This is a genomic window from Labilithrix sp. (assembly GCA_019637155.1).
Lineage (GTDB): Bacteria > Myxococcota_A > Polyangia > Polyangiales > Polyangiaceae > Labilithrix.
In genome coordinates this window covers 1-22,123 of the sequence record JAHBWE010000008.1, presented here as the reverse complement: position 1 = coordinate 22,123, position 22,123 = coordinate 1, and the positions used below count along the sequence as shown (strand labels likewise).

Genomic DNA, 22,123 nt, shown 5'->3' with positions numbered 1-22,123 from the left:
GCCGGCGCGCCAGGCGCGCGCTTCAGAACGTCACGACCCCGCGGATCGACTCGCCTTTTCGCATCAGCTCGAAGCCGTCGTTGATCTTGTCGACGGGCATCACGTGGGTGACGAGGGAGTCGATGTCGATCTTCTTGTCCATGTACCAGTCGACGATCTTCGGGACGTCGGTGCGGCCGCGCGCGCCGCCGAACGCGGTGCCCTTCCACTCGCGGCCGGTGACGAGCTGGAACGGGCGCGTCGCGATCTCCTGCCCCGCGCCCGCGACGCCGATGATGACGCTGACGCCCCAGCCGCGGTGGCAGCACTCGAGCGCCTGCCGCATCAGCGTGGTGTTGCCGACGCACTCGAAGCTGTAGTCCGCGCCGCCCTTCGTGAGGTCGACGAGGTAGGGGACGAGGTCGCCCTTCACCTCCTTCGGGTTCACGAAGTGCGTCATCCCGAACTTGCGCCCGAGCGCCTCGCGCGCGGGGTTGATGTCGACGCCGACGATCATGTCCGCGCCGACCATCCTCGCGCCCTGGATCACGTTGAGGCCGATGCCGCCGAGGCCGAAGACGACGACGTTCGCGCCGGCCTCGACCTTCGCCGTGTTGATGACGGCGCCGATGCCGGTCGTGACGCCGCAGCCGATGTAACAGACCTTCTCGAACGGCGCGTCCTCGCGGATCTTCGCGAGCGCGATCTCGGGGAGCACGGTGTGGTGCGCGAACGTCGAGCAGCCCATGTAGTGATGGACCTTGGTGCCGCCGATCGAGAAGCGGCTCGTGCCGTCCGGCATCACCCCTTTGCCCTGCGTCGCGCGGATCGCGGTGCAGAGGTTCGTCTTGCGCGAGAGGCACGACTTGCACGCGCGGCACTCGGGTGTGTAGAGCGGGATGACGTGGTCGCCCTTCTTGAGCGTGGTGACGCCCGCGCCCACGTCGACGACGACGCCGGCGCCCTCGTGTCCGAAGATGACGGGGAAGAGGCCCTCCGGATCGGCGCCCGAGAGCGTGAACTCGTCGGTGTGGCAGATGCCGGAGGCCTTGATCTCGACGAGGACCTCTCCGGCCTTGGGGCCTTCGAGCTCGACGTCCTCGACGGTGAGGGGGGACTTCGCACTGTGGGCGACGGCGGCGCGGGTCTTCATGCGGCCCAGTCTCGCGCGACCCGGCCTCCGCGGACAAGAGTCGCTTGGATCCGGCCGCCACTCGGCTTAGGTTCGGGCGCGTGGCCAGCGAGACTTTCCACGAACGCTTCGAAGACCTGACGCCGGAGACGCGCGACATGCACCGCGCGATCACCTCCTTGATGGAGGAGCTCGAGGCGGTCGACTGGTACCAGCAGCGCGTCGACGCGACGACGGACGAGGAGCTCAAGGCGATCCTCGGCCACAACCGCGACGAGGAGATCGAGCACGCGATGATGGTGCTCGAGTGGATCCGCCGCCGGAACCCGACCTTCGACGCGAACGCGAAGACGTACCTCTTCTCGGAGGGACCGATCACCGAGGTCGAAGACGCGGCGACGGAAGGCGAAGGCGAGCCGGAGCAGCCCGACGACGGCTCGCTCGGCATCGGCAGCCTCAAGACCTGATCAGGAAAGACAAAGTGGACCTCCTCAAGCGCAAGCTCGCCCCGATCCTCCCCGAAGCCTGGAAGCTCATCGACGAGGAGGCCACGCGCGTCCTCAAGCTCCACCTCGCCGGCCGCAAGATCGTCGACTTCGACGGCCCGAAGGGCTGGCGCAAGGCGGCGGTGTCGACCGGCCGCCTCGAGCTCCTCGACGACGAGTCGCTCGGGTCCGACGTCGGCCTCGGCATCCGCGAGGTGCAGCCGCTCATCGAGGTGCGGATCCCGATCAAGCTGTCGATCATGGAGCTCGACACGGTCGCCCGCGGCGCGGACGATCCCGATCTCGAGCCGGTCGTCCGCGCGGCGGAGAAGATCGCGGCGGTCGAGAACCGCGCGATCTTCCACGGCCTCGCGACCGCGCACATGCACGGCATCCTCGAGTCGAGCCCGCACCCGACGTTCCCGCTCCACAACGACGCGACGGACCTTCCGCGCGCGATCCTCGGCGCGAAGGACGTGCTGCGGAAGGCGGGCGTGAACGGCCCCTACGCGCTCGTGCTCGGCCCGTACCTCTACGATCAGGTCTACGCGACGACGGACGAGGGCTACCCGCTCGCGAAGCGCATCGAGCAGCAGCTCGTCGATCGCCCGATCATCCGCGCGGAGGGCGTCCGCGGCGCGGCGGTCGTCTCGCTCCGCGGCGGCGACTACGAGCTCACCGTCGGCCAGGACCTCTCGATCGGCTACGCGTACCACACGAAGGACGAGGTCGAGCTCTACATCACGGAGTCGTTCACCTTCCGCGTCCTCGAGCCGAGCGCCGCCGTGTGCATCGCCGCCGCCGACGTCGTGAAGGCCTGAAGCGCGCGCAAGCACTGAGCGCGCGGTGCGTGTCGCACCTTTCCGCCGGATCTTCCTGGTCCGCGCTGTTGCGTGGCGGTGACGCTCTCCCGGCTCCGAGCGCTCGAAATCGCGGCCATTTTCAACGATCGTCGCCGGCATCGCTCGTGCACGAAGGGAGGCATGGCGGCCGTCGAAGTTCCCGCGCTCGGGACGATGCTCGTGAAGCGCTACGAGCTGACGAGCGAGATCGGGCGCGGCGGCTGCGCGGTCGTGTTCGAGGCGCACGACCATCGGCTCGGCCGGATCGTCGCGGTGAAGCTCCCCCTCGGCTTCACCGGCGATCCCGTGAAGACGGGACGCTTCCAGCGCGAGTCGCGCGTCATCTCGTCGATCCATCATCCGAACGTGTGCGCCGTGCTCGACAACGGCGAGACCTCGCGCGGGACGCCGTTCATCGTGATGGAGCGCCTCTTCGGCGAGTCGCTCCGCTCGGTCCTCGGGCGCCGGACGATGCTCGGCGTCAACGACACGATCTCGATCGGCCTCCAGCTCCTCTCCGCGCTCGACTCCGTCCACGCGGTCGGGATCATCCATCGCGACATCAAGCCCGACAACGTCGTGCTCGTCGGTCGCGGCGGCTGCGATCCGATCGTGAAGCTCGTCGACTTCGGGCTCTGCCGTCGCTCCGGGCGCGAGGCGGCGATGACGGGTCCGGAGGCGACGATGACGGCCGACGGCGCGATCGTCGGCACGCCCGAGTACATGGCGCCGGAGCAGGTCCTCGGCACGAAGCCCGACGTGCGCCTCGACGTCTACGCCGCCGGCGTCGTCCTCTACGAGTGCCTCAGCGGAGAGCGCACGTTCTTCGCGAAGAGCGTGCGCGAGATCCTGAGCGGCGTCATGAACAAGCGGCTCCGCCCGCTGCGCGACATCCGGCGCGACGTCCCGCGATCGCTCGACAAGCTCGTCGCCCGCGCGATGGCGCGCGATCCCAAGAGCCGCTTCCGCAGCGCGGCCGAGATGCAGGACGCGCTCTGCCAGGTGAAGGACGAGCTCGCGGCCTACGCCCGCGCGGCGCATCGTCAGGCCATGATGAGCAGCGGCGAGTGGGAGCCGCCGACCGCGAAGCTCCGCTCCTTCCAGCGTCCGTCGCCGGGCCCCATCCGCGTGAGCGCCTCCGCCCCGACGCCCCGGCTCCCGATCCCCTCGCTCCCACCGCTCCGCCACTCGCACTGACGTCGCGCGAGCGCGGGCGCTCGCTCCCACCCACCGCTCCGCCACTCGCGCTGACGTCACGCGAGCGCGGGCGCTCGTGCGGGAGCGCGGGCCGGCTCCCATGGCATCGTCCAGACCGGGCCCGCGCCGAGCCGCGCGCGCCGTCGCGTCTCCCAGGCGACCACGCGCGGCGCGATCGTCGCCACCGCCGTCGCGAGCGCGAGGCCGGCCGCGACGTCGACGGCGTAGTGCCAGCGGAGGAACATCGTCGAGAGGACAATCTGCGAGGTCGCGATCGTGAGCGGCAGCCACGTGAAGCGGAACGGCATCAGGCGGCGATGGCGGATCGAGAACAGCGCGAGGTACGTCGGCGCGCCGGTGTGGAGGCTCGGGAAGATGTCGGTCCGCGCGGTCACCTCGACGGAGTCCACCGTCGACTTCACCGCGCGCCACCAGACCGGCCCGCTCAGGTCGTGCTCGAACCGGCCCGCGAGGTGCTGGTACGGCCCGTGACCCGGCACGATCATGTAGAGCACGTGCCCGACGCAGAAGAGCGCGAGGAACCCGAGCGCGAACTCGGCGAGGAGCCGCGGCGGCTGCCGCGTCAGCAGCATCGGGAACACGTGCCCCGCGACGATGAGGAAGTAGCCGAAGTAGAAGAACGAGAACCACTCCGTCGTCGCCGGCGTCACGTAGCGGTCGAACGCGAGCGCGGGCTCGAAGCCGAGCACGCGAAGGTCGAGCGCGTAGAGCTCCGCGTCGACGACGACCGCGCGCGCGGTCGGCAGGATGTGTTGCAGGTGCGAGAACGATCCGAACATCGCGACGAAGAGGCCGGCGCGGTACACGAGGGCGCCGGCCGCGCCGCGCACCCACTCCCCGCGGACCCACTCGCCGCGCGTGACGACGAGCGCGGCGACGAAGAGCGCGAGGTCGCACGCCGCGCAGACGATCGCCGTGCTCCTCCGCGGACCCTGCCCCGCGACCACCGCCCCGAGCAAGACGAGCAGATACGCGAGCACCACCCAGTCCTGCACCGCCAGCTGACGCACCCATCGACGACCCATTCCCGTCGTCGACGCAAGACGCGCGCCGCCCCGGAACCGCGGAGAAAACCGCAGTCATCAAGTCGTCTGCTGGTTGAACCAATGATCCAAAGTGGTTCAACCAGTGCGCAGTTACGCAGCCGGCCGCGTAGCGACCGTCCCGGCGCCGGCGTACGCTCAGAATCAGAGCGCGAGCCGCCGCGGCTCCCCTCTCGGGGGGTCCGGGGGCGCGGAGCGCGTCTCCGCGCGACGGCCCCCGGCGGGAGAGCTCGAGAGCAGAGCCGGCAGAGCCCTCTCGGGGGGTCCGGGGGCGCGGAGCGCGTCTCCGCGCGACGGCCCCCGGCGGGAGAGCTCGAGAGGGCAGCGCCCTCTCGAACAAGAAAGCTCAGATGTCGAAGTAGAGCGCGAACTCGTGCGGCGTCGGGCGCATGCGGATCGGGTTCAGCTCCTTCGTGCGCTTGTAGTCGAGCCACTCGAAGACGGCGTCCTTCGTGAAGACGTCGCCCTTGAGGAGGAACTCGTGGTCCTTCTCGAGCGCGTCGAGCGCCTCGTCGAGGCCGCCCGGCATGTGCGGCACCGCCTTCAGCTCCTCGGGGCTCAGCGAGTAGATGTCCTTGTCGAGCGGATCGCCCGGGTCGATCTTGTTCTGGATGCCGTCGAGGCCGGCGAGCATCATCGCGCTGAACGCGAGGTACGGGTTGCAGCTCGGATCGGGGAAGCGAACCTCGATCCGGCGCGTCTTCGGCGACGGCCCCGTGATCGGGATCCGGACCGAGGCGGAGCGGTTGCGGCTCGAGTAGGCGAGGTTGACGGGGGCCTCGAAGCCGGGCACGAGGCGGCGGTAGCTGTTCGTGGTCGGGTTCGTGAACGCCGCGAGCGACTTCGCGTGCTTGATGATGCCGCCGATGTAGTGGAGCGCGAGCTGGGAGAGGCCCGCGTAGCCGTCGCCGCCGAAGAGGGGCTTGCCCTCCTTCCACAGCGACTGGTGCACGTGCATGCCCGAGCCGTTGTCGCCGAAGAGCGGCTTCGGCATGAACGTCGCTGCCTTGCCGTGCTTCCGCGCGACGTTCTTGACGATGTACTTGAACCACATCAGCTGATCGCCGCACGCGAGCAGCTTGTTGAACTTCATGCCGATCTCGCACTGGCCGCCGGACGCGACCTCGTGATGACCGACCTCGACCTCGATCCCCGACGCCTGGAGCGCGAGCATCATCTCCTGGCGCACGTTCGCGAGCGTGTCGGTCGGCGGGACCGGGAAGTAGCCCTCCTTGTGCCGCGTCTTGTAGCCGAGGTTCGGGTACTCCTCGCGCCCCGAGTTCCACGCGCCCTCGATCGAGTCGAGGTAGTAGTAGCCCTCGTTCGGCTTCGAGTGATCGAAGCGCACGTCGTCGAAGAGGAAGAACTCGGCCTCCGGGCCCATGAACGACGTGTCCGCGATGCCGCTCTGGCGCAGGTACGCCTCGGCCTTCTTCGCGATGTGACGCGGGTCGCGCGAGTACGGCTGCTTCGTGATCGGGTCGTAGACCGAGCACACGAGCGACAGCGTCGGGTGGGCGAAGAACGGATCGAGCTTCGCCGTCTCCGCGTCCGGGATCATCGTCATGTCCGACGCGTTGATCGGCTGCCAGCCGCGGACCGAGGAGCCGTCGAACTGGATGCCGTCCTCGAAGAGCCCTTCATCGAGGCGAGAGACCGGCAGCGTCGTGTGCTGCCAGATGCCCGGGAAGTCGATGAACTTCAGGTCGACGAATTTGACGTCGTTCTTGTGCGCGAGCTCGATGGCCTCTTTGGCGTTCATGCTTGTCCTCTCAAATCGCTTCTTTTCCGCGTTCGCCCGTGCGGATGCGCACGGCCTCTTCGATCGGGCTGACGAAGATCTTCCCGTCGCCGATCCTTCCCGTCTTGGCGCTCTTCTCGATCGCGTCGAGGACGTCGTGGACGAGCTCGTCCGGGACGACGATCTCGATCTTCACCTTCGGGACGAAGTCGACGACGTACGCCGAGCCACGGTAGACCTCCTTCTTGCCGCCGGTGCGGCCGAAGCCCTTCACCTCGGTGACGGTCATTCCCTGGACGCCGACCTCGCTCAACGCGTCTTTGACTTCGTCGAGCTTGAACGGCTTGATGATGGCCTCGATCTTCTTCATTACGCTGTCGTCCCGGCGCCATCAGACACCTGGGGCGGCATCGTGACAAGGGCCGGTTTCCGCAGTGTTTCGCCTCGGGACATATCCAACGCCGATCGAGCCAGCGGGAAACCTGTGGATAAAACGCGACGACCAAATCGCGCCGGCGTACGGCGGCAACAAGGTGCGAAAGCTCGAGCGTCTGCTCGACGACGCGCGGCGCCGCGACGCGAAGCGCCTCGTCACGATCGGCGCGGCGGGCAGCCATCAGATCGTCGCGACCGCGATCTACGGCGCCGCGCAACGCTTCGAGGTCGAGGCCGTCGTCGTCGCCCAACCGGCGAGCGATCACGCGAAGAAGAACCTCCGCGTCGCGCTCGCGCACGGTCTCCGTCCCATCGTCGCGACGTCGTGGGCGGCGGCGCCGTCGCTCGTGACGTCGCTCGTCCGCCGCGACGCGTACCTGATCCCGCTCGGCGGCTCGAACGCGCTCGGCACGCTCGGCTTCGTCGACGCGGCGAAGGAGCTTGCGGCGCAGATCGAAGCGGGCGCGATGCCGGAGCCCGACGTGATCGTCGTGCCGCTCGGCTCGGGCGGCACCGCGGCGGGCCTCGCGATCGGCCTCGAGGCGGCCGGCCTGCGCGCGCGCGTCGCCGGCGTCGCGATCTCGTCGCCGCTCCGCCTCGTCGAGGAGCTCGCGCGCCGGATGGTGCGGAAGACGGCGCCGCTCGCGGGCGTCGACGCGCGGCGGGCGCTCGAGCGCCTCGTCTTCGATCGGCGCTGGCTCGGCCGCGGATACGGGTACTCTACACGCGACGCCGAGCGCGCGATCGCGGAGGCGGCGCGTCACGGCCTCACCCTCGACGCGACGTACACCGCGAAGGCGTACGCCGCCGCGCTCGAGCGCGCGAACGAAGGCGCGCGCGTCCTCTACTGGCACACGCTGTCGAGCGCGCCGCTCGACGACGCCGCCCCGCTCCCGGCCGACCTCGAGCGCCTATTCCGCTAGTCCGCGTGCGGCAGGCGCCGCGTTGACGCGGGTGCTACTCGGCTGGGGCAGGGGATTCAGTGGGGACAGGCTCGGACGCCGCCGCCGGCGTGGGTGCGGGCTCGGAGGGCGTGGGCGTGGCGCTCGGCTCGGCCGACGCGACCGACTTCGGCTTCGCCCTGGGCTTCTTCGGCTTCGGCGCGGGCGCGGGCGCGACCTCGGGCAGGGCGAGCTGCGGCGCGTCGGTGAGGATCGGCACGGGCGTCGGCGTCGGCGCGGGCGCGGGCGCGGGCTCCGTCGTCGTCGCGACCGGCGCGGGCGCAGGAGCGGGCGCGCGTTTGTTCGCGAGGTACGCGCCCGCGCCGATGCCGACGATCGCGAGGAGGACCGACGCGAGCAAGATCGGGCTCCGTCGCGCGGGCTCGTCTTCGAGCTCGGCGCGGAGCGAACGCGGCGGTGACGAGAGCGGCGCGATCTCGGACGGCGTCATCTTCAGCGTCTCGAGCTTCGAGACGGCGGACACCGACGACGAGGTCGCGGCGGGGACGAACGGCCCCGAGTGCGACGACGACGACGGCGGAAGCGGGAACGTCTTCGGTCCGCCGACGGTGTCGAGCGAATCCGAGGACGGCCGGCTCGCGCGCGACGGCGGCGCGGAGGGGATCGCCGCCGAGGTGAAGACCTCGGTGTCGCCGGTCGCGTCGACGGGCGACTCGGCCTTCGGGACGATGACGGCGCTGTGCTTGCCGGTCCCGTCGGGCATCACGGTGGGGAACACGTCGTGGAGGCGCTGCGTGACGGTGTCGGCGTCGGGGAGCCGCGCGTCGCGATCGTGGACGAGCATCGCGTGAACGACGTCGGCGAGCGACGCGGGCACCCACGGCGCGACCTCGTGGAGCGGCGCGGGCTTCGACGTGAGGATGCCCATCAACGTGTTGTGGTAGCTGCCGCGATCGGCGAACGCGGAGCGACCGGAGAGCGCCTCGTACAGCACCGTGCCGAGCGACCAGATGTCGGCGCGCCCGTCGACGTCGTCGCGTCCCTCCGCCTGCTCGGGCGACATGTACAGCGGCGTACCGATCGGCGTGCCCTGGCCCGTGATGCGGGCGTCGTTCGGGACGTCGACGAGCTTCGACACGCCGAAGTCGAGCAGCTTCACGAGGAGCTGACCGTTGTCGCGCTGGGTGAGGTACACGTTCGCGGGCTTCAGGTCGCGATGCACGACGCCCGCGGCGTGCGCCTTCGCGAGGCCGCGCGCGACCTGCTGTCCGATCATCACCGCGGTGCGCGTGTCGATCTTGCCGTCGCGCTCGAGGCGCTCCTGGAGGTCCTCGCCGGTGAGGTACTCCATGACCATGTAGAGGCCGACGCGCGGATCGGCGCCGACGTCGAACACGTCGACGATGTGCTCGGAGTCGATCTGTCCCGCCGCGCGCGCCTCGCGGCGGAAGCGAGCGACGATGAGCTCGCTCTCTTTCATCGATTTGTCGATCAGCTTCAGCGCGACCCGCTTGCCGAGGTCGTTGTGCACCGCTTCGCAGACGACGCCCATGCCCCCCGCGCCGAGGACGCGCTTGATCTCGTATTTCCCGCCGACCGCCACGCCGACGAGAGAGCTGAACGTCGCGGCCAAGGGGCTCCAGGATAGCGACGGCCCGGGTAGCCAGCGAGGCACCTTTCGCGCAGATACACGCGACGGCGAGCGAGCCTGGATCCGCGCAGATCCGCGCGCACCGGAGTTGATGGTGGGAGCCCTCCGATGGACAACATGGACCCCACTCGAAACCCGGCCTCTATCCAGGGTTACATTGTCGCCAACGTCGAATTTCCCCTGCTTTTTGAAGGTGCTTCCGTCGTTCCGAGCTGGTGCGCTCCTTGCGACAAGTCCCACCGATGCAGGCGGACGTCTTCCAGATGCAGGCCCAAGCGCAGTACGGGGCGCTGGTGGAAGGCCTCCGTGCGCTGAAGCCGAAGAAGCGGAAGCCGTGGGCGCAGTGGATCGTCTTCGCGGGCTGCATGTACGTGCTCGTCGCGCTCGGCGCGGACCACCAGGTCCGTGATGCACTCTTCGCGCCGAAGCTCCCGACCCGCACGCCGACGAGCCAGCAGGTCGTCGCGAAGGCGCAGTCGCCGCGTCAGCTGACGCCGGTCCAGGCCGTTCCGCAGGTTCCGGGGCAGGTGCAGCAGGTCGCGTACGCCCCGACCGTCCCGGCGCAGCCGGGCGCGCAGGCGCCGCTCGTCGGCATGCCGCTCTTCGCGACCCCCGACGTCGCCCTCCAGCCGCAGGTCGACCCCAACGCCGACACGAAGCTCCCCGGCGCCAAGGCCCACCACAAGGCCAAGACGAAGCGCGCCCGCGGCAAGAAGTAACGAGCGCCCACGCGCGAGCGGACTCCGGCCTCGAAGCCCAGCTTCGGGGCCGCATCCATTTCATCCGAGAGATCTCTTAATGGGCCTCGCACGAGGCACCTGCCGTTCGCTACGCCTTCGGTCTGGGGCGCTTCGAGGATCTGCCTTTCGCTACGCCTTCGGCTCGTGGCTTCGGTGCGAATCCGTCTCCGGCCCGCAAGCCCGGCCGCGTCGCCGCGGACCGCGCCCCAACCGAGAGACCAACCGCCATACCTCGGTTCGTTCGTCAGACCGCCGCTCTTCGCCTCACCGCGCGCTCCGAATCCGCGCTACGCAAGCGCCGCCGACGCGAGGACACCGGAAGCACTCGCCGCGTGACGACCATGACAGGCGCTCGCCGGATCCGCGCTGGTGCGGGATCAAGCGCCGCTGACGCGAAGAGGAGCACTCGCAGCGCGACGGCTGGCCCGGATCCGCGCCGGTGCGGATCGAGCGCGCTGACGCGAAGAGGAGGCGTCGCTCCTGGATCCGCGCTGGTACGGCTCAAAGCGCCGCTGACGCGAGGGACGCCGGAAGCACCCGCAGCGTGACGGTCGTGGCAGCGTCGATGCAGCGCGCACCCGGATCCGCGCTGGTGCGCTGGTGCGGATCAAACGCCGCTCGACGCAAGGGACGCTGAAGGCAGTTGCAGCGTGAAGGTCGGGGCAGGCGTCGCTGCAGCGCGCTCCGCGCTGGTGCGGATCCGAGCGCCGACACGCTGAAGTGTTCGCATGCGTCGCTCGCTTCCGGATCCGCGCTGGTGCACGCGCTCGTCGCAAGGACGCCGGAGGCCGTCGCACCATGACGGTCGGGCAGGGCGTTGCAGCGCGCTTGCGCGATCAAGCGTCGTCGACGCGAGCGAAGTAATCGCACTCCGCGATGGCGTAGCTTCGACCATCGTGGGCGGTCGCGAGCGCGCTGCCGTTGTCCTTCTCCGCGGAGACCGTTGGGGACAGGAATGTGTATTGTGCATATATATGTTGCCTCGTAGGCACTTGTTGCCTCAAAAACATCATTGGTGTCGGGTATCTACGGTGGCGTCCCACATGATCTGTTTCGACATGGCGAGCGGGATCCCTCGGATCGCTTGCTGACCCCGGTGGAAAGCGGGCGTTACGGATCCGTGAAGAGTTCCGGTGAAAGTCGAGCGGATCACCCCTTCGTTCCAGTCGCGCTCAAGTCGTACGTGGACACTCCAGATCATGATCATGGCCCATCCGCTGCAGTGTGAGACGTCAGAGGGACGAAGGGGCAAACGATGCAGAATGCATGGATGGCGATCGTCGGCTCTTGCTTGCTTCTTACGACGACGGTGGCGTGCGGAGAGTTCGAGCCGCCGACGATCTCGCGCGTGAACTCCGCGCAGAACGCGGACGACAGCGAGGACTCCGACCTCGGCTACGGTTGGAAGACCGACGTCGAGGCGACGGAAGAGAACGGCCTCCACGCCGACTACTCGCTCGGCGAGATCGTCACGAGCTCCAAGGTAAAGATCCGCGCCGACGAGAAGGCGTGCACGGCCTGCCACAGCTGGGCGAAGAACCAGGACCGCGAGAGCTTCTGCAAGCGCGTCAACGCCTTCCTCAAAATGCCCACCGCGAAGGGCAACAGCAACGACTCCTTCGGCGCCAAGCCCGCCAACCTGAAGCGCATCCTCCGCGACTGGAAAGAAGCCGGCTGCCCGAACTGAGACACGAACGGAAACCTCACTCACTCCGCCCGCGCGCGCCCGCATGTCCGCGACGCGATTTGGGGCGCCTCGCGATCACGCGGGCGCGCGCGGCGGAGAGCTTGTGCCGGTTCGCAGACTCATGGGGCCAGCAGAAGCAGTTTTTCGCAGGGTCATGGGGCCACCCCTTCGCAGCATGAAGGGGCCACCGGCGAAGGAGGCTTGAGAGGATTTTCGCAGACTCATGGGGCCACCCGGGGTGATCGACCTGGAGTGAATCGGATTCGCTCCCGACGACGGCGCCGGTCGCCGTCGGGAGGAATCGATGCCCTACCGGGAGCTCACCATGATCGATGTGAAAGAAGTGCTCCGCCGCTGGTCGGCGAAGCACGGTGACCGCAAGATCGCGCGAGACGGGCGCGGATCGGAAGACGATCGCTCGCTACACGAAAGCCGCCGTGGCGCTCGGCCTCGAGCGCGGCTGCGAGCTGACCGACGCCGTCGTGCACGAGGTCGCGCACGGCCACTCGTGCCGCCGAGCGAGGAGTGGACGAGGTGACGCGCCTTCGTCCGCTCATTGAGCGCTGGCTTGCTGGCAGCGCCGAGACGCGTCAGCTGAAGCTCGTACATCGCGACGCCGAGCGAGAAGATGTCCGCGCGCGCGTCGAGGTCCTTCGCGCTCTTGGCCTGCTCCGGCGACGTGTAGACCGGCGAGCCGAGCATCGTGCCCGAGCGCGTGAGGGCGTGGCTCGTCGTGTCGGTGGCCGAGAGCGCGTCGCGGCGCACCTTCGCGATCCTGAAGTCGAGGAGCTTGAGCACGCGCGCGTCCTCGCCGTCGCGCTTCACGAGGAACATGTTGGCGGGCTTGAGGTCGCGATGGATGACGCCGCTCCGGTGCGCGCGCTCGAGCCCGCTGCACGCTTGCCGAATCAAAGCGAGCACGAGGTCTGGCGCGAGCGGACCGAGGCGGTGGAGCAGCGCGTGAAGGTCCTCGCCCGCGAGGAGCTCCATCACCATGTACGCGTCGTTCGTCGCCGGATCGACGCCGCTCGCGAGGACCTCGACGACGTGCGGTGAGTCGATCGCCGCGCTCGCCTGCGCCTCGCGCTCGAAGCGCGCGACGATGTCGGGCTCGTTCGCGAGCGCCTCCGAGACGATGAGCTTCAGCGCGACGCGCCGCGACGACGGGCGCTCGATCGCCTCGTGGACCGCGCCCATTCCGCCTTGCCCGAGGAGCCGCACGAGCTCGTACCGCCCGTCGATGATGCGCCCGCCCATGGGGCCAAGATACCCTCTTCACGCGTGCCTGCGCAGCGCGGCGCGCTTCGGCGCGGCCTCGTCGTCGAGCGGGTCGAACGACGCGTGGAGATCGCTGTCGTCGGCGACGGAGACGAGCGCGACGCGGAGGCGCTCGCCCGCGCACGCTCCCGCGAGGTCGCGGAGGCGCTGGCGGCCGTCGTCGTCGAGGTCTCCGCGGAGAGCGGCGGCCGCGCCGGCGCGCGCGGTCGGCGGGACCGCGGTGTCCTCGACGATGCGCCAGAGCACGTCGGGCGGCGTGGCGGACGTCCGGAAGGAGGCGCGCGTGTCGACCGCCGCGCTCACGCTCGCGAGCCACTCCTCGGCGGAGCGCCCGCGGCGCTCGAACGCCGCCGCCTCGAGCGTCGAGGCGCGGTGCGCGGCGAGCTGCGTCTCGATCCGTTCGAGCAGCGCGTCGGGCGCCTTGTGCCCGTCCTTGAGGAGCGCGCCGCCGCGGCGGTTCTTGCGCGCCGCCGCGCTGTGCATCGTGACGACCTCGCCGCTCCGCAGGCGGATCTCGAGGTCCGCGTTTCGGAGCGCCGCGCCCTCCACCGCGGAGAACGGGATGAAGCGCCTCCGCCCGATCCAGTGACGGATCGTGATCCCGTCGCTGCCCACCTCGAGCGTCACGATCTCGTGCAGCGCGGCGGCGATCATCCACCCGTACGTCAGCACCGCGGCGACGCCGAGCCACCCGATCGGGACGACGTGCGCGCGGAAGGCGAGGGCGCCGAGGGCGACGAGGGCTCCGATCGGGCCCGCGGTGTTGAGCGCCCCGACCGCGAGCGATCGGCGCCAGCTCCGGAAGCCCAGCGCCTGCCTCGCGAGCGACTGCTTCGGGTCGAGGCGGAGCACCTCGAACAGCGCCGCGCCGTCGTCGTCGACCTCGACGTCGATCGGCTGGAGCAGCCTCCCGAAGCGCACGAACGTTCGCCCGCCGTCCTTCAAGACGAAGGCGTGGCCTATGTCCTCGCGCCGGAGGAGCCTCCGGCCGTCGAGGGTGAGCTCGTCCGCGCTCGCGCCGACGACGCCCCGCCGCTCGCGGAGCGAGCCGTACCAGGCGCGCAGCCCCGCGGCGTGCGCGCCGAGGTACGCGAGGAGGACGAGCACCGTCGCGAGCGACTCGCCGAGCAACGTGAGCGTCCAGACCACGCCGGCGAGGAGACCGACCGTCGACCCGAGCGCGAGGAGCAGGAGGAGCCAGCGTCGCCGCGTCCGCACCGTGGTCGTGAGCGTCATTCCTCGCGCGCGAGAGCAAGCGGCAGGCCAAGCGCGGATCACGTGCGTTTCGTGGTCCAGCTCGAGCGCCGGCAGCGTCCTCGCGCCCTCACCTGTCACCGGTCGAGGATCACTCGACCATGCGACGGAGCGCGGCGCACAGCGCGGCCCGGCGCCTCGCGCGCGCTTCGTCGCCGAGGAGCGAGGAGACACGCGCGTCGGCCTCGAGGAGGTGCACGAGCGCCTCGACCTTGTCGCCCGCCATCATGCGGACCGACGCTGCGTCGAGGCGATCGACGACGAGGGCGGAGAGACCGACCTGCTGGTACGCCGCGTCGATCTCGCGACGCGCGTCGTCGGGGCGCTTGGAGCCGACGTGCCCGAGCGCCCGCTCGACGGCGGCGGTGAGCTGTTCGATGAGGGCCTCGAGATAGTCGCGCTTGATCATGACCGCTTCCGGACCGACATCGTACTGCGCGCGTGCGCGACATGCGCGTACGATGGGGCGATGTCCTCCGCGGCCCTGACGACGGCGCGCCTCGAGCTTCGACCCTTCTCTCTCGCCGTGGTGCGCGCGCTCCTCGAAGGGCGGCCGCGCCCGGAGCTCGAGGCGCTCGTCGGCGCCGAGCTGCCGTGGACGTGGCCGAGCCGCGCGCTCGTCGAGCAGGCGTTCTCGGCGTCGCTCGACGCGATCGTGGCCGCGCCCGACACGCGGCTCTGGGGCGATCGCTTGATGGTCACGCGCGAGGCGCCCGCGCGCGTCGTCGGCAGCGTCGTGTTTCACGGCCGGCCCGGCCCCGACGGGGTCGCCGAGGTCGCGTTCGGCGTGGAGGACGCGAGCCAGGGGAAGGGCTACGCGCGCGAGGCGCTCGCCGAGTGCATCGCGTGGGCCCTCGCGCAGCCCGAGTGCTCGAGCGTGCGCGCGACGACGACGGACTGGCATCGCGCCTCGAAGCGCCTCCTCGAGCACGTCGGCATGAAGCAGGTCGGCGAGCACGTCGAAGGCGGCGCGCGCATGCTCGTGTACGAAGCGCGCCGGGCGTGAGCTCATCGGGATCCGAAGGCGGGGATCGTCGACCTCGTGCTCGCGGTCCGCTGAGCGTCCCCTCGTCGCTACGGGCCGATGCGGTCTTGGCAAGCCGAACAATGCCGCTCGACGCGCTTGCCGTTCGGGACGCGCTCGGTCGTGACCTTCTTGCCGAAGAGGAGCCACATGCCTCGAACGTATCACTCGGCGATGCAGCGCTCGATGCGCTTCATGACCTTCTCGATGTCGCCGACGACGAACTGCTCCGCGCCGCCGCTCTTGCGCCGGAGCTCGAGGCGATCGCGGAGGCCGCCCGCGAGGGCGTTCTCGATGCTCAGCTCTCCCTCCAGCTTCGCCATCGCCGCGACGTCGGCGAGCGGGATCGCGCGGACCTCCGGCGGCGTGTCGCGCCCGAGCGCGGAGAGGATCGTGTCCATCGCCTTCTCGAAGCTGCTCGGGAAGAAGACGAGCGACGTCCCGATCTGCGCGAGCCTCCCGCCGACCGCGAGCACCCCCTGCACCCAGTCGGCGTCGACGCTCCAGCGCTCGTGCGCGGGCTCGGCGCCGGGGACCACCTTCGCGATCGCGTCCCGGATCGCGGACGCGGCCTCGCCGGTGCCGCCGATGACGAAGAAGGCTTCGTCGTCGAGGCCGAACCGCTGCTCGATGACGAGCGGACGCCCCTTCTCCCCGAGCCGCTCCGTCTCCGGCTCCTCGACGACCTTCGCGACGTCGAGGAGCCAGGTCGCCCACGGATCGCCGCCGCTCGCCGGCGCGCCGGAGACCAGCAGCGCGGCGTGGACGGCGACGCCGAGCTTCACCGGCTGGAAGGCGAGGCGCTGGTTGGTCAGCGTCAGCTGCCCGTGCTTCGGCGCGCCGCCCTGGGTGTGGTCGACGAGCCACTCCGCGACGACGGTCTCGTCGGGCCGGAGGTCGAGGGCCTCGATCTCGGGCAGCAGCACCATGCGCGGAGCATACCGCACGCGGGCAGCGGTTTTTCGGCTACGACGGAATCATGCGCATTCGTTCACTCATCTCGTTGCTGCTCTTGTGCGTCGCGGCGTCCGGCTGCGCGACGATGGACATCCCGCAGGCCCATCGCGGGCGGAAGTTCTCCCGGACCGGTCTCTTCGCGCTCTACACCGGCGGCGACGGCATCAGCGGACCGGTGCTCGATCCCGGCACGCACTTCCTCGGTCTGTACAACGAGCTCCGCATCGTCGACTGCTCCACCACCACCGTCCGCGAGTCGCTCGACACCCTCACCCACGACGGCGTGCACTTCGGGTTCGACATCGTCGTGCGCTTCAGCGCCGATTGCTCGGACGAAGGAGTCCAGCAGCTCATCACGAACCTGCGTCCCGATCAGGAGGACACCGTGAGCGCGCGGCGCGTCTACGACACCTACGTGCAGCCCGCGATCGGCGAGGCGGCGCGCGAGTTCGTGTCGCCGCTCCGCGCGAACGAGCTGAACGAGAAGCAGGCCGCCGTCGCCGACGGGGTGAAGCGGCGCTTCAACGAGATCATGGCGACGCGCGAGAAGAAGCTGGTGAAGGTCTACGAGGTGAACATCTCTCACCTCCAGTTCCCGCAGGCGCTCGACACCGCGAACCTGGAGCGCGCGGCGCAGGCGGTCATGCGCGACAAGTCGATCGCGGAGCGCGAGCGCGTCACCGCCGAGGTGGAGACGATGACGATCCGCCGCAAGCTCGCGGAGCAGGAGGCCGAGGTCGCGGTCGTGAAGATCGAGAAGGTCGGCGCCGCGCTCGCGAAGAACCCGGCCTACGTGCAGTACGAGCTCGTGCTCCGCCTGCCCGAGATCTACCGCGAGGCCGGCGCGCGCGGGAACATGATCCTCGCCGCGCCCAACCCCTTCAACCTGCCGCAGCTCTCCGGACCGTCCGCCGCCGCCACGCCGCCGCCGCCGCCGTCGACGGCCCTCCCGGCGCGGTAGGACGAGCGATGCCCAAGGTCGTCATCGGGGATCTCGAGCTCGCCTACGAGTCGCGCGGGAGGGACGACGCGCCGGTGCTCCTCGCGATCATGGGGCTCAGCGGGACGTCCGGACACTGGCGCGGGTTCCCGGCGCGCTTCGAGGACCGCTACCGCGTCGTCACGTTCGACAACCGCGGCGCGGGCGAGACGTCGGCGCCGGCCGGTCCGTATTCGACCGCGCAGATGGCGGGCGACGCGCTCGCGCTCCTCGATCAGCTCGGCGTCGCGGAGGCGAGCGTCCTCGGCGTGAGCATGGGCGGGATGATCGCGCAGGAGCTTGCGCTGCGCGCGCCCGATCGCGTCGCGAAGCTGGTCCTCGCCTGCACGACGCCGGGCGGACGCGGGGCGATCCTCCCGGGGCCCGACGTCCTCGCCTCCTTCGCGAACGTCGGGAAGGGCGGCGCGGAGGCGACGGTGCGCCGCCTCCTCGCGCTCAACTTCAGCCCGCGTTTCCTCGCGGCGAGCGCGGACGTCTTCGAGGAGCTCGTGACGTACGGGCTCGCGAACCGGATGACGCCGGCGGGCTTCCAAGGACAGCTCGCCGCGGTCGCGAGCCACGACGCGGCGGCGCGCCTCCCGGGCATCCGCGCGCCGACGCTGGTGCTCACCGGCGATCTCGATCGCGTGATCCCGCCCGGGAACGCGCGGCTCCTCGCGGACGCGATCCCCGGCGCGCGCCTCGTGATGCTCGAAGGGATCGGTCACATGTTCTGGATCGAGGCGGCCGCCGAGGCCGAGGCCGCGATCCGCGCGCTCCTCGACGAATAGCTACTTCGCGACCAGCTCGAGCAGCTCGCCGTCCTCGGCGTCGGTGAGGACGAAGAGCGTGCCGCTCGGGCCGACGCGGACGTCGCGGACGCGCGCGCGATCGACGAGGAGCCGCTCTTCGCCGACGACGCGATCGCCCTCGAGCGAGAGGCGCGCGAGGTGCTTGCCCGCGAGGGCGCCGACGAACAAGCTGCCTCTCCACGCCGGGAACGCGGCGCCGTCGTAGAAGGCGGCGCCCGACGGCGCGATGATCGGATCCCAGTAGTAGACCGGCTGCTCCATCCCTTCCTTCTGCGTGATGCCCTCGCCGATCTTCCCGCCACCGTACTCGATGCCGTACGCGATCGTCGGCCAGCCGTAGTCCTTTCCTTTGCGCGCGACGTTGACCTCGTCGCCGCCGCGCGCGCCGTGCTCGACGACCCAGAGCTCCTTCGTCTGCGGGTGGAGCGCGGCGGCCTGGATGTTCCGATGCCCGATCGACCAGATCTCCGGCAGCGCGCCGGCGCGTCCGACGAACGGGTTGTCCGGCGGCGCGCTCCCGTCCGGGCGGAGGCGGACGACCTTGCCGAAGGCGCTGTCGAGGCGCTGCGCCTGGCGCCGGCCTTCGAGGATCGATCGCTCGCCGAGGGTGACGAAGAGGTTCCCGTCGGGCGCGAACACGATGCGCGCGCCGAAGTGCTTCGTCGACTCGAGCGTCGGCGTCATGCGCCAGACGATCTGCGCGCCGTCGAGCCGCGGCGTACCGTCGAGGAGCAGCTTCGCGCGCGCGAGCGCGGTCCCGTTTCCTCCCTCGCGCGGCTCCGAGAACGTGAGGTAGACGACGCCGTCCTCGGCGAACGTCGGCGCGACCGCGACGTCGAGGAGGCCGCCCTGATCCTCCGCCATCACCTTCGGCACGCCCGCGAGCGCCTCCGACTTCGCGCCGTCGGTCCCGATCAAGAGGAGGCGCCCGCGGCGCTCGGTGACGAGCATGCGCCGATCGGGGAGGAACGCGACCGACCACGGATGATGGAGGCCGCGCGCGACGACGCGCACGTCGAACGCGACCCCGGCGCCGCGGAAGGGCGCGCGCGTCTGCCCCGCGAACGCGGCTCGCTGCTCGGGCGCGTTCGCCGCCTTCGTCTCGACCGGCTGCCCCGGCACCTGGTTGCCGGGGCCGGTCGCCTTCTTGCTGCAGCCGGCGAGAGCGACGAGGGCGATCAGCGAGGCGAGGCGGACGCGGGACATGGCATGTAGTATCGCGCGCGGATGATGAAAAGATACGCGCTCGTTCTCGCCTCACCGTCGTCGCGTGTCAGGAGAAGACGAACGCGCCGGGCGCCGCACCCGACGCCGCGCCGAGCGCCGCAGCGAGCGCCGCGCCGGCCGTCGAGGGGCACGTGAGGCGTCACGGGTCGACGTCCTCGCAGGTCTGCTAGACTGCTCGCGGAGATTTTGGAGAAGGCGATGTCCTGGGAGCAGCACGTCCAACAGCTCTACGCCCTCGACGAGGCCGACCCGGCGAAGCTGTCGATGGCGCGCGCGTTCCTCGACGCCATCGGCAGGCAGTACCTGCAAGGGCACGAGATCGTCGAGCGCGGCGCCGACGCCGAGGTCGAGATGCGCGGCACCTGGCACGGCGCGCCCGTGCGCGGGAAGATCGACACCAACTTCGCGCTCTTCGAGTGGGAGATGCGGGCGCCCAACCCGACCGCGACCACGATCCACCTGTGCTTCGACGAGGACGCGATCCCCAAGGCGGGAGCCTTCAGCGGAGCGAACGCGAGCGCCTGGGAAGATCGAGGAGCGAAGGAGAAGGAGAAGGTCTTCTTCGGGCGAGGGTACTTCGTCGAAGCGACGAGCGCCGAGCTCCCGCGCGTGCTCGCGATCTACGACGCGTTGCCCCCCGAGGTTCGGCAGAACCTCGCTGCGTGCATGGTCGGCGACCGCATCTCGCGGCTCCTCGTTCGCGACGGAGGCTCTCTGTTCCTCATGTGGTCCGACGGCTTGCACCAGCTCGGGGCAGGCGTCTTCGACCGGGTCGCGCGGGGAGCATGGCTGCTCGGTCAGGTCGCCTTCGGGATCGCGCGTGTCGACCCGGCGCCGCTCCCTCCTCCCGGCGCGCCCCCGTCGCTCTCCGGCTCCGAGCCGATGACGTGCTCGTACTGTCGCTCGCGCTTCCTCGTCCGGCAGACCCCGTCGTGCCCCAACTGCGGCGCGCCCCCACGATGAGGAGCAGAAGGATCGAAGGCGCGCTCACCACTTGCCGTCGCGGACGCCGACCGCGTGGCCGAGGGCGTTCCACAGCTTCGTGACGGGGCCGACGTTCACCGGCGCGTCGTCCTGGAGCGGGAGCTTGCTCTTCTCCATGTCCATCTCCTTCACGCTCTTGATCCCGGCGAGGCGATCGCTGCCTGCGATCGCGCCGCGCGCTTCGTCGTAGAGCTCGAACCACGGGAGGCCGTGCTGCGCGTAGTCGCGCGCCGTGATCGGCGACGCCGGCGGCTCCTCGCCCGTGATCTCGCGCCAGAGCTCGGAGCTCACGATGTGGACGAAGACGCGGGACGTCCGCGCCGGGTCCCACGCGTCGATGCCGTGCGGATCGGGGTAGATGCTCTGCTTCATGCGTCCGCCGGCGGCGAGCCCCATCGCCCCGCCCGGCGCCGGGGCCGCGCACATCGGCATGCACGGGGCGCCGCCGAAGCCGGCGCGCCAGAGCCGCTCCGGCGGCTCGTTCGGGAAGCGGCCCGGCTTAGGCTCGAAGACCTGGAGCTGGAGGCCGCCGACCGACTCGTCGCCGGTGACCTGACCTTCGACCGTGTAGCCGAGGCCGAGCGGCATCGCGACGAACTGGCGGATGATCCCCTTCTTCACCGCGATGCCGTCGAGCCACGGCTGCGGCGGCGTCACGAGGTAGTTCTGCGGACGCGACGAGAGCCCGTCCTTCCATCGCTCGCCGGTGAGCGCGCACACCTTGCCGAGGCCGACCTTCACCGCGCGCGGCTTCCAGTGCTCGCCCGCGAACGAGATCCACATCGCCTCGCGCTGGTACATCGGGAGGAAGACGCCGCCGTGCTCGCGCCACTCGGCCGGCACCTTCGAGGCGTAGTCGTCGACGCGCCGGATCGGGAAGCGACCGAGGCCGGGCGGGAGCGGGTAGGTCTTGCCGTCGTCGGGGATGCGGAGCGTGCGGAGGAACGAGACGGTCAGGCCGTCGCCGAGCGCGAGGGTGTCTTGGAGGGTCATGCCGATGGGACGAACGACCTCCGCGCGCCGTCACACGGTCTCCGTGCGATGGTGAAAGAGTCGCGTCGTTACCGGCGTTTGCGAAAAATCGTCGAGGGCCGTGTGACAGATCACGGGCGCCGTTCGTCGTATCCTCGGCGTCGTGTCTTCGTCCGAGCTCGAGCAGCACATCAAGGCCGGGAACCTCCGCCGCGCGGCGTCGTCGCTCGTCGTCGCGTACGGCTCGGACGTGCTCGCGACGTGCGTCGCGATGGTGCGCGATCGCTCCGCCGCGGAGGACCTCACGCAGGACGTCTTCGGGGACGCGATCCGCGGGCTCGCTTCGTACCGCGGCGACGCCGCGCCGCGGACGTGGCTCCTCTCGATCGCGCGGAACCGTTGCATCGACTACCTGCGCGCGCGGAAGCGTGACCCGTGGGGCGGCACGCTCGACGAAGGCGCGCCCGATCCCGACGAGCATCCCGACACGACCGCGTTCGGGAGCGAGTGGCTCGCGGATCGATCGCTCGTCCTCCGGGCGCTCGACGCGCTCGCCGAGGGCGATCGCGCGCTCGTCGTCCTCCGCTTCAAGAACGGCCTCGACTACGACGAGCTCGCGCACGCGTTCGGGCTTCGAGAGGGCACCGTCCGCATGCGCGTGTCGCGCGCGCTCGCGCGGATGCGGCAGGTCCTCGAGCTCGACACCGTTCGCGCCCCCGCGGCGCAGCCGATGAGCTTCGGCGGAGCGCCGCCGCCGCGTGCCGCCGCGGCGCAGCCGATG

General features: G+C 70.3%; 22 protein-coding genes. 11 read left to right on the top strand and 11 right to left on the bottom strand.

Annotation, left to right across the window (positions count from 1 at the left end; all coding sequences use genetic code 11):
- Nucleotides 1-22: 22 nt before the first annotated feature.
- Entirely contained in the window at nucleotides 23-1,132 is a 1,110-nt protein-coding gene (locus KF837_17845) for an S-(hydroxymethyl)glutathione dehydrogenase/class III alcohol dehydrogenase (protein ID MBX3229187.1), read from the bottom strand.
- An 80-nt stretch (nucleotides 1,133-1,212) separates the two neighbouring features.
- On the opposite strand from KF837_17845, the gene KF837_17840 reads away from it, so the two are divergent.
- The 3 genes from KF837_17840 to KF837_17830 all read left to right on the top strand — a co-directional run bounded on the left by KF837_17840 (nucleotide 1,213) and on the right by KF837_17830 (nucleotide 3,635).
- Nucleotides 1,213-1,578, top strand: a complete 366-nt coding sequence (locus tag KF837_17840; GenBank protein ID MBX3229186.1) for a ferritin — start codon at nucleotides 1,213-1,215, stop codon at nucleotides 1,576-1,578.
- Nucleotides 1,579-1,592: 14 nt separating this feature from the next.
- Nucleotides 1,593-2,417 (top strand): bacteriocin family protein, encoded by an 825-nt coding sequence (locus tag KF837_17835; GenBank protein MBX3229185.1) that lies wholly within the window; start codon nucleotides 1,593-1,595, stop codon nucleotides 2,415-2,417.
- Nucleotides 2,418-2,579: 162 nt separating this feature from the next.
- The gene (locus KF837_17830; GenBank protein MBX3229184.1) at nucleotides 2,580-3,635 is read left to right on the top strand and encodes a serine/threonine protein kinase; all 1,056 of its coding nucleotides are present in this window, start codon (nucleotides 2,580-2,582) and stop codon (nucleotides 3,633-3,635) included.
- A 56-nt stretch (nucleotides 3,636-3,691) separates the two neighbouring features.
- On the opposite strand, the gene KF837_17825 is transcribed toward KF837_17830, so the two are convergent.
- The 3 genes from KF837_17825 to KF837_17815 form a co-directional block, all read right to left on the bottom strand.
- The gene (locus tag KF837_17825) at nucleotides 3,692-4,681 is read right to left on the bottom strand and encodes a phosphatase PAP2 family protein (GenBank protein ID MBX3229183.1); all 990 of its coding nucleotides are present in this window, start codon (nucleotides 4,679-4,681) and stop codon (nucleotides 3,692-3,694) included.
- A gap of 364 nt (nucleotides 4,682-5,045) precedes the next feature.
- On the bottom strand, nucleotides 5,046-6,461 hold the full coding sequence (glnA, locus tag KF837_17820) for a type I glutamate--ammonia ligase (GenBank protein MBX3229182.1): 1,416 nt from the start codon (nucleotides 6,459-6,461) through the stop codon (nucleotides 5,046-5,048).
- A gap of 10 nt (nucleotides 6,462-6,471) precedes the next feature.
- Complete coding sequence (locus KF837_17815; protein MBX3229181.1) at nucleotides 6,472-6,810, bottom strand: P-II family nitrogen regulator; 339 nt, start codon at nucleotides 6,808-6,810, stop codon at nucleotides 6,472-6,474.
- Nucleotides 6,811-6,874: 64 nt separating this feature from the next.
- On the opposite strand from KF837_17815, the gene KF837_17810 reads away from it, so the two are divergent.
- Entirely contained in the window at nucleotides 6,875-7,798 is a 924-nt protein-coding gene (locus KF837_17810) for a pyridoxal-phosphate dependent enzyme (GenBank protein ID MBX3229180.1), read from the top strand.
- Between the two features lie 34 nt (nucleotides 7,799-7,832).
- On the opposite strand, the gene KF837_17805 is transcribed toward KF837_17810, so the two are convergent.
- The gene (locus KF837_17805; protein MBX3229179.1) at nucleotides 7,833-9,410 is read right to left on the bottom strand and encodes a serine/threonine protein kinase; all 1,578 of its coding nucleotides are present in this window, start codon (nucleotides 9,408-9,410) and stop codon (nucleotides 7,833-7,835) included.
- Nucleotides 9,411-9,670: 260 nt separating this feature from the next.
- On the opposite strand from KF837_17805, the gene KF837_17800 reads away from it, so the two are divergent.
- Both KF837_17800 and KF837_17795 read left to right on the top strand, forming a co-directional pair.
- Entirely contained in the window at nucleotides 9,671-10,147 is a 477-nt protein-coding gene (locus KF837_17800; GenBank protein ID MBX3229178.1) for a hypothetical protein, read from the top strand.
- Nucleotides 10,148-11,459: 1,312 nt separating this feature from the next.
- The gene (locus KF837_17795) at nucleotides 11,460-11,855 is read left to right on the top strand and encodes a hypothetical protein (GenBank protein MBX3229177.1); all 396 of its coding nucleotides are present in this window, start codon (nucleotides 11,460-11,462) and stop codon (nucleotides 11,853-11,855) included.
- Nucleotides 11,856-12,164: 309 nt separating this feature from the next.
- Here KF837_17795 and KF837_17790 read toward each other — a convergent pair whose 3' ends face one another.
- The 3 genes from KF837_17790 to KF837_17780 all read right to left on the bottom strand — a co-directional run bounded on the left by KF837_17790 (nucleotide 12,165) and on the right by KF837_17780 (nucleotide 14,796).
- Nucleotides 12,165-13,112 (bottom strand): serine/threonine protein kinase, encoded by a 948-nt coding sequence (locus tag KF837_17790; protein ID MBX3229176.1) that lies wholly within the window; start codon nucleotides 13,110-13,112, stop codon nucleotides 12,165-12,167.
- An 18-nt stretch (nucleotides 13,113-13,130) separates the two neighbouring features.
- The gene (locus KF837_17785) at nucleotides 13,131-14,369 is read right to left on the bottom strand and encodes a PH domain-containing protein (GenBank protein ID MBX3229175.1); all 1,239 of its coding nucleotides are present in this window, start codon (nucleotides 14,367-14,369) and stop codon (nucleotides 13,131-13,133) included.
- 109 nt (nucleotides 14,370-14,478) lie between these two features.
- Nucleotides 14,479-14,796 (bottom strand): hypothetical protein, encoded by a 318-nt coding sequence (locus KF837_17780; protein ID MBX3229174.1) that lies wholly within the window; start codon nucleotides 14,794-14,796, stop codon nucleotides 14,479-14,481.
- A gap of 60 nt (nucleotides 14,797-14,856) precedes the next feature.
- On the opposite strand from KF837_17780, the gene KF837_17775 reads away from it, so the two are divergent.
- Complete coding sequence (locus KF837_17775) at nucleotides 14,857-15,393, top strand: GNAT family N-acetyltransferase (protein ID MBX3229173.1); 537 nt, start codon at nucleotides 14,857-14,859, stop codon at nucleotides 15,391-15,393.
- A 182-nt stretch (nucleotides 15,394-15,575) separates the two neighbouring features.
- Here KF837_17775 and KF837_17770 read toward each other — a convergent pair whose 3' ends face one another.
- A complete protein-coding gene (locus tag KF837_17770; GenBank protein MBX3229172.1) occupies nucleotides 15,576-16,340 on the bottom strand; it encodes a hypothetical protein in 765 nt (254 codons plus the stop codon).
- Between the two features lie 50 nt (nucleotides 16,341-16,390).
- On the opposite strand from KF837_17770, the gene KF837_17765 reads away from it, so the two are divergent.
- Nucleotides 16,391-17,329 carry a hypothetical protein gene (locus KF837_17765; protein ID MBX3229171.1) on the top strand — a complete coding sequence of 313 codons (939 nt, stop codon included), beginning with the start codon at nucleotides 16,391-16,393 and terminating at the stop codon, nucleotides 17,327-17,329.
- An 8-nt stretch (nucleotides 17,330-17,337) separates the two neighbouring features.
- Nucleotides 17,338-18,138, top strand: a complete 801-nt coding sequence (locus KF837_17760) for an alpha/beta fold hydrolase (protein MBX3229170.1) — start codon at nucleotides 17,338-17,340, stop codon at nucleotides 18,136-18,138.
- Here KF837_17760 and KF837_17755 read toward each other — a convergent pair whose 3' ends face one another.
- Nucleotides 18,139-19,365 (bottom strand): PQQ-dependent sugar dehydrogenase, encoded by a 1,227-nt coding sequence (locus tag KF837_17755; GenBank protein MBX3229169.1) that lies wholly within the window; start codon nucleotides 19,363-19,365, stop codon nucleotides 18,139-18,141.
- Nucleotides 19,366-19,584: 219 nt separating this feature from the next.
- Here KF837_17755 and KF837_17750 point away from each other — a divergent pair, with 219 nt between their 5' ends.
- The gene (locus KF837_17750; GenBank protein MBX3229168.1) at nucleotides 19,585-20,349 is read left to right on the top strand and encodes a hypothetical protein; all 765 of its coding nucleotides are present in this window, start codon (nucleotides 19,585-19,587) and stop codon (nucleotides 20,347-20,349) included.
- 24 nt (nucleotides 20,350-20,373) lie between these two features.
- Here the strand turns inward: KF837_17750 and KF837_17745 are convergent, their stop codons facing one another.
- Nucleotides 20,374-21,363, bottom strand: a complete 990-nt coding sequence (locus tag KF837_17745) for a hypothetical protein (GenBank protein MBX3229167.1) — start codon at nucleotides 21,361-21,363, stop codon at nucleotides 20,374-20,376.
- A 142-nt stretch (nucleotides 21,364-21,505) separates the two neighbouring features.
- On the opposite strand from KF837_17745, the gene KF837_17740 reads away from it, so the two are divergent.
- Nucleotides 21,506-22,123: sigma-70 family RNA polymerase sigma factor (locus KF837_17740; GenBank protein MBX3229166.1), on the top strand; the 618-nt coding region annotated here is incomplete at its 3' end.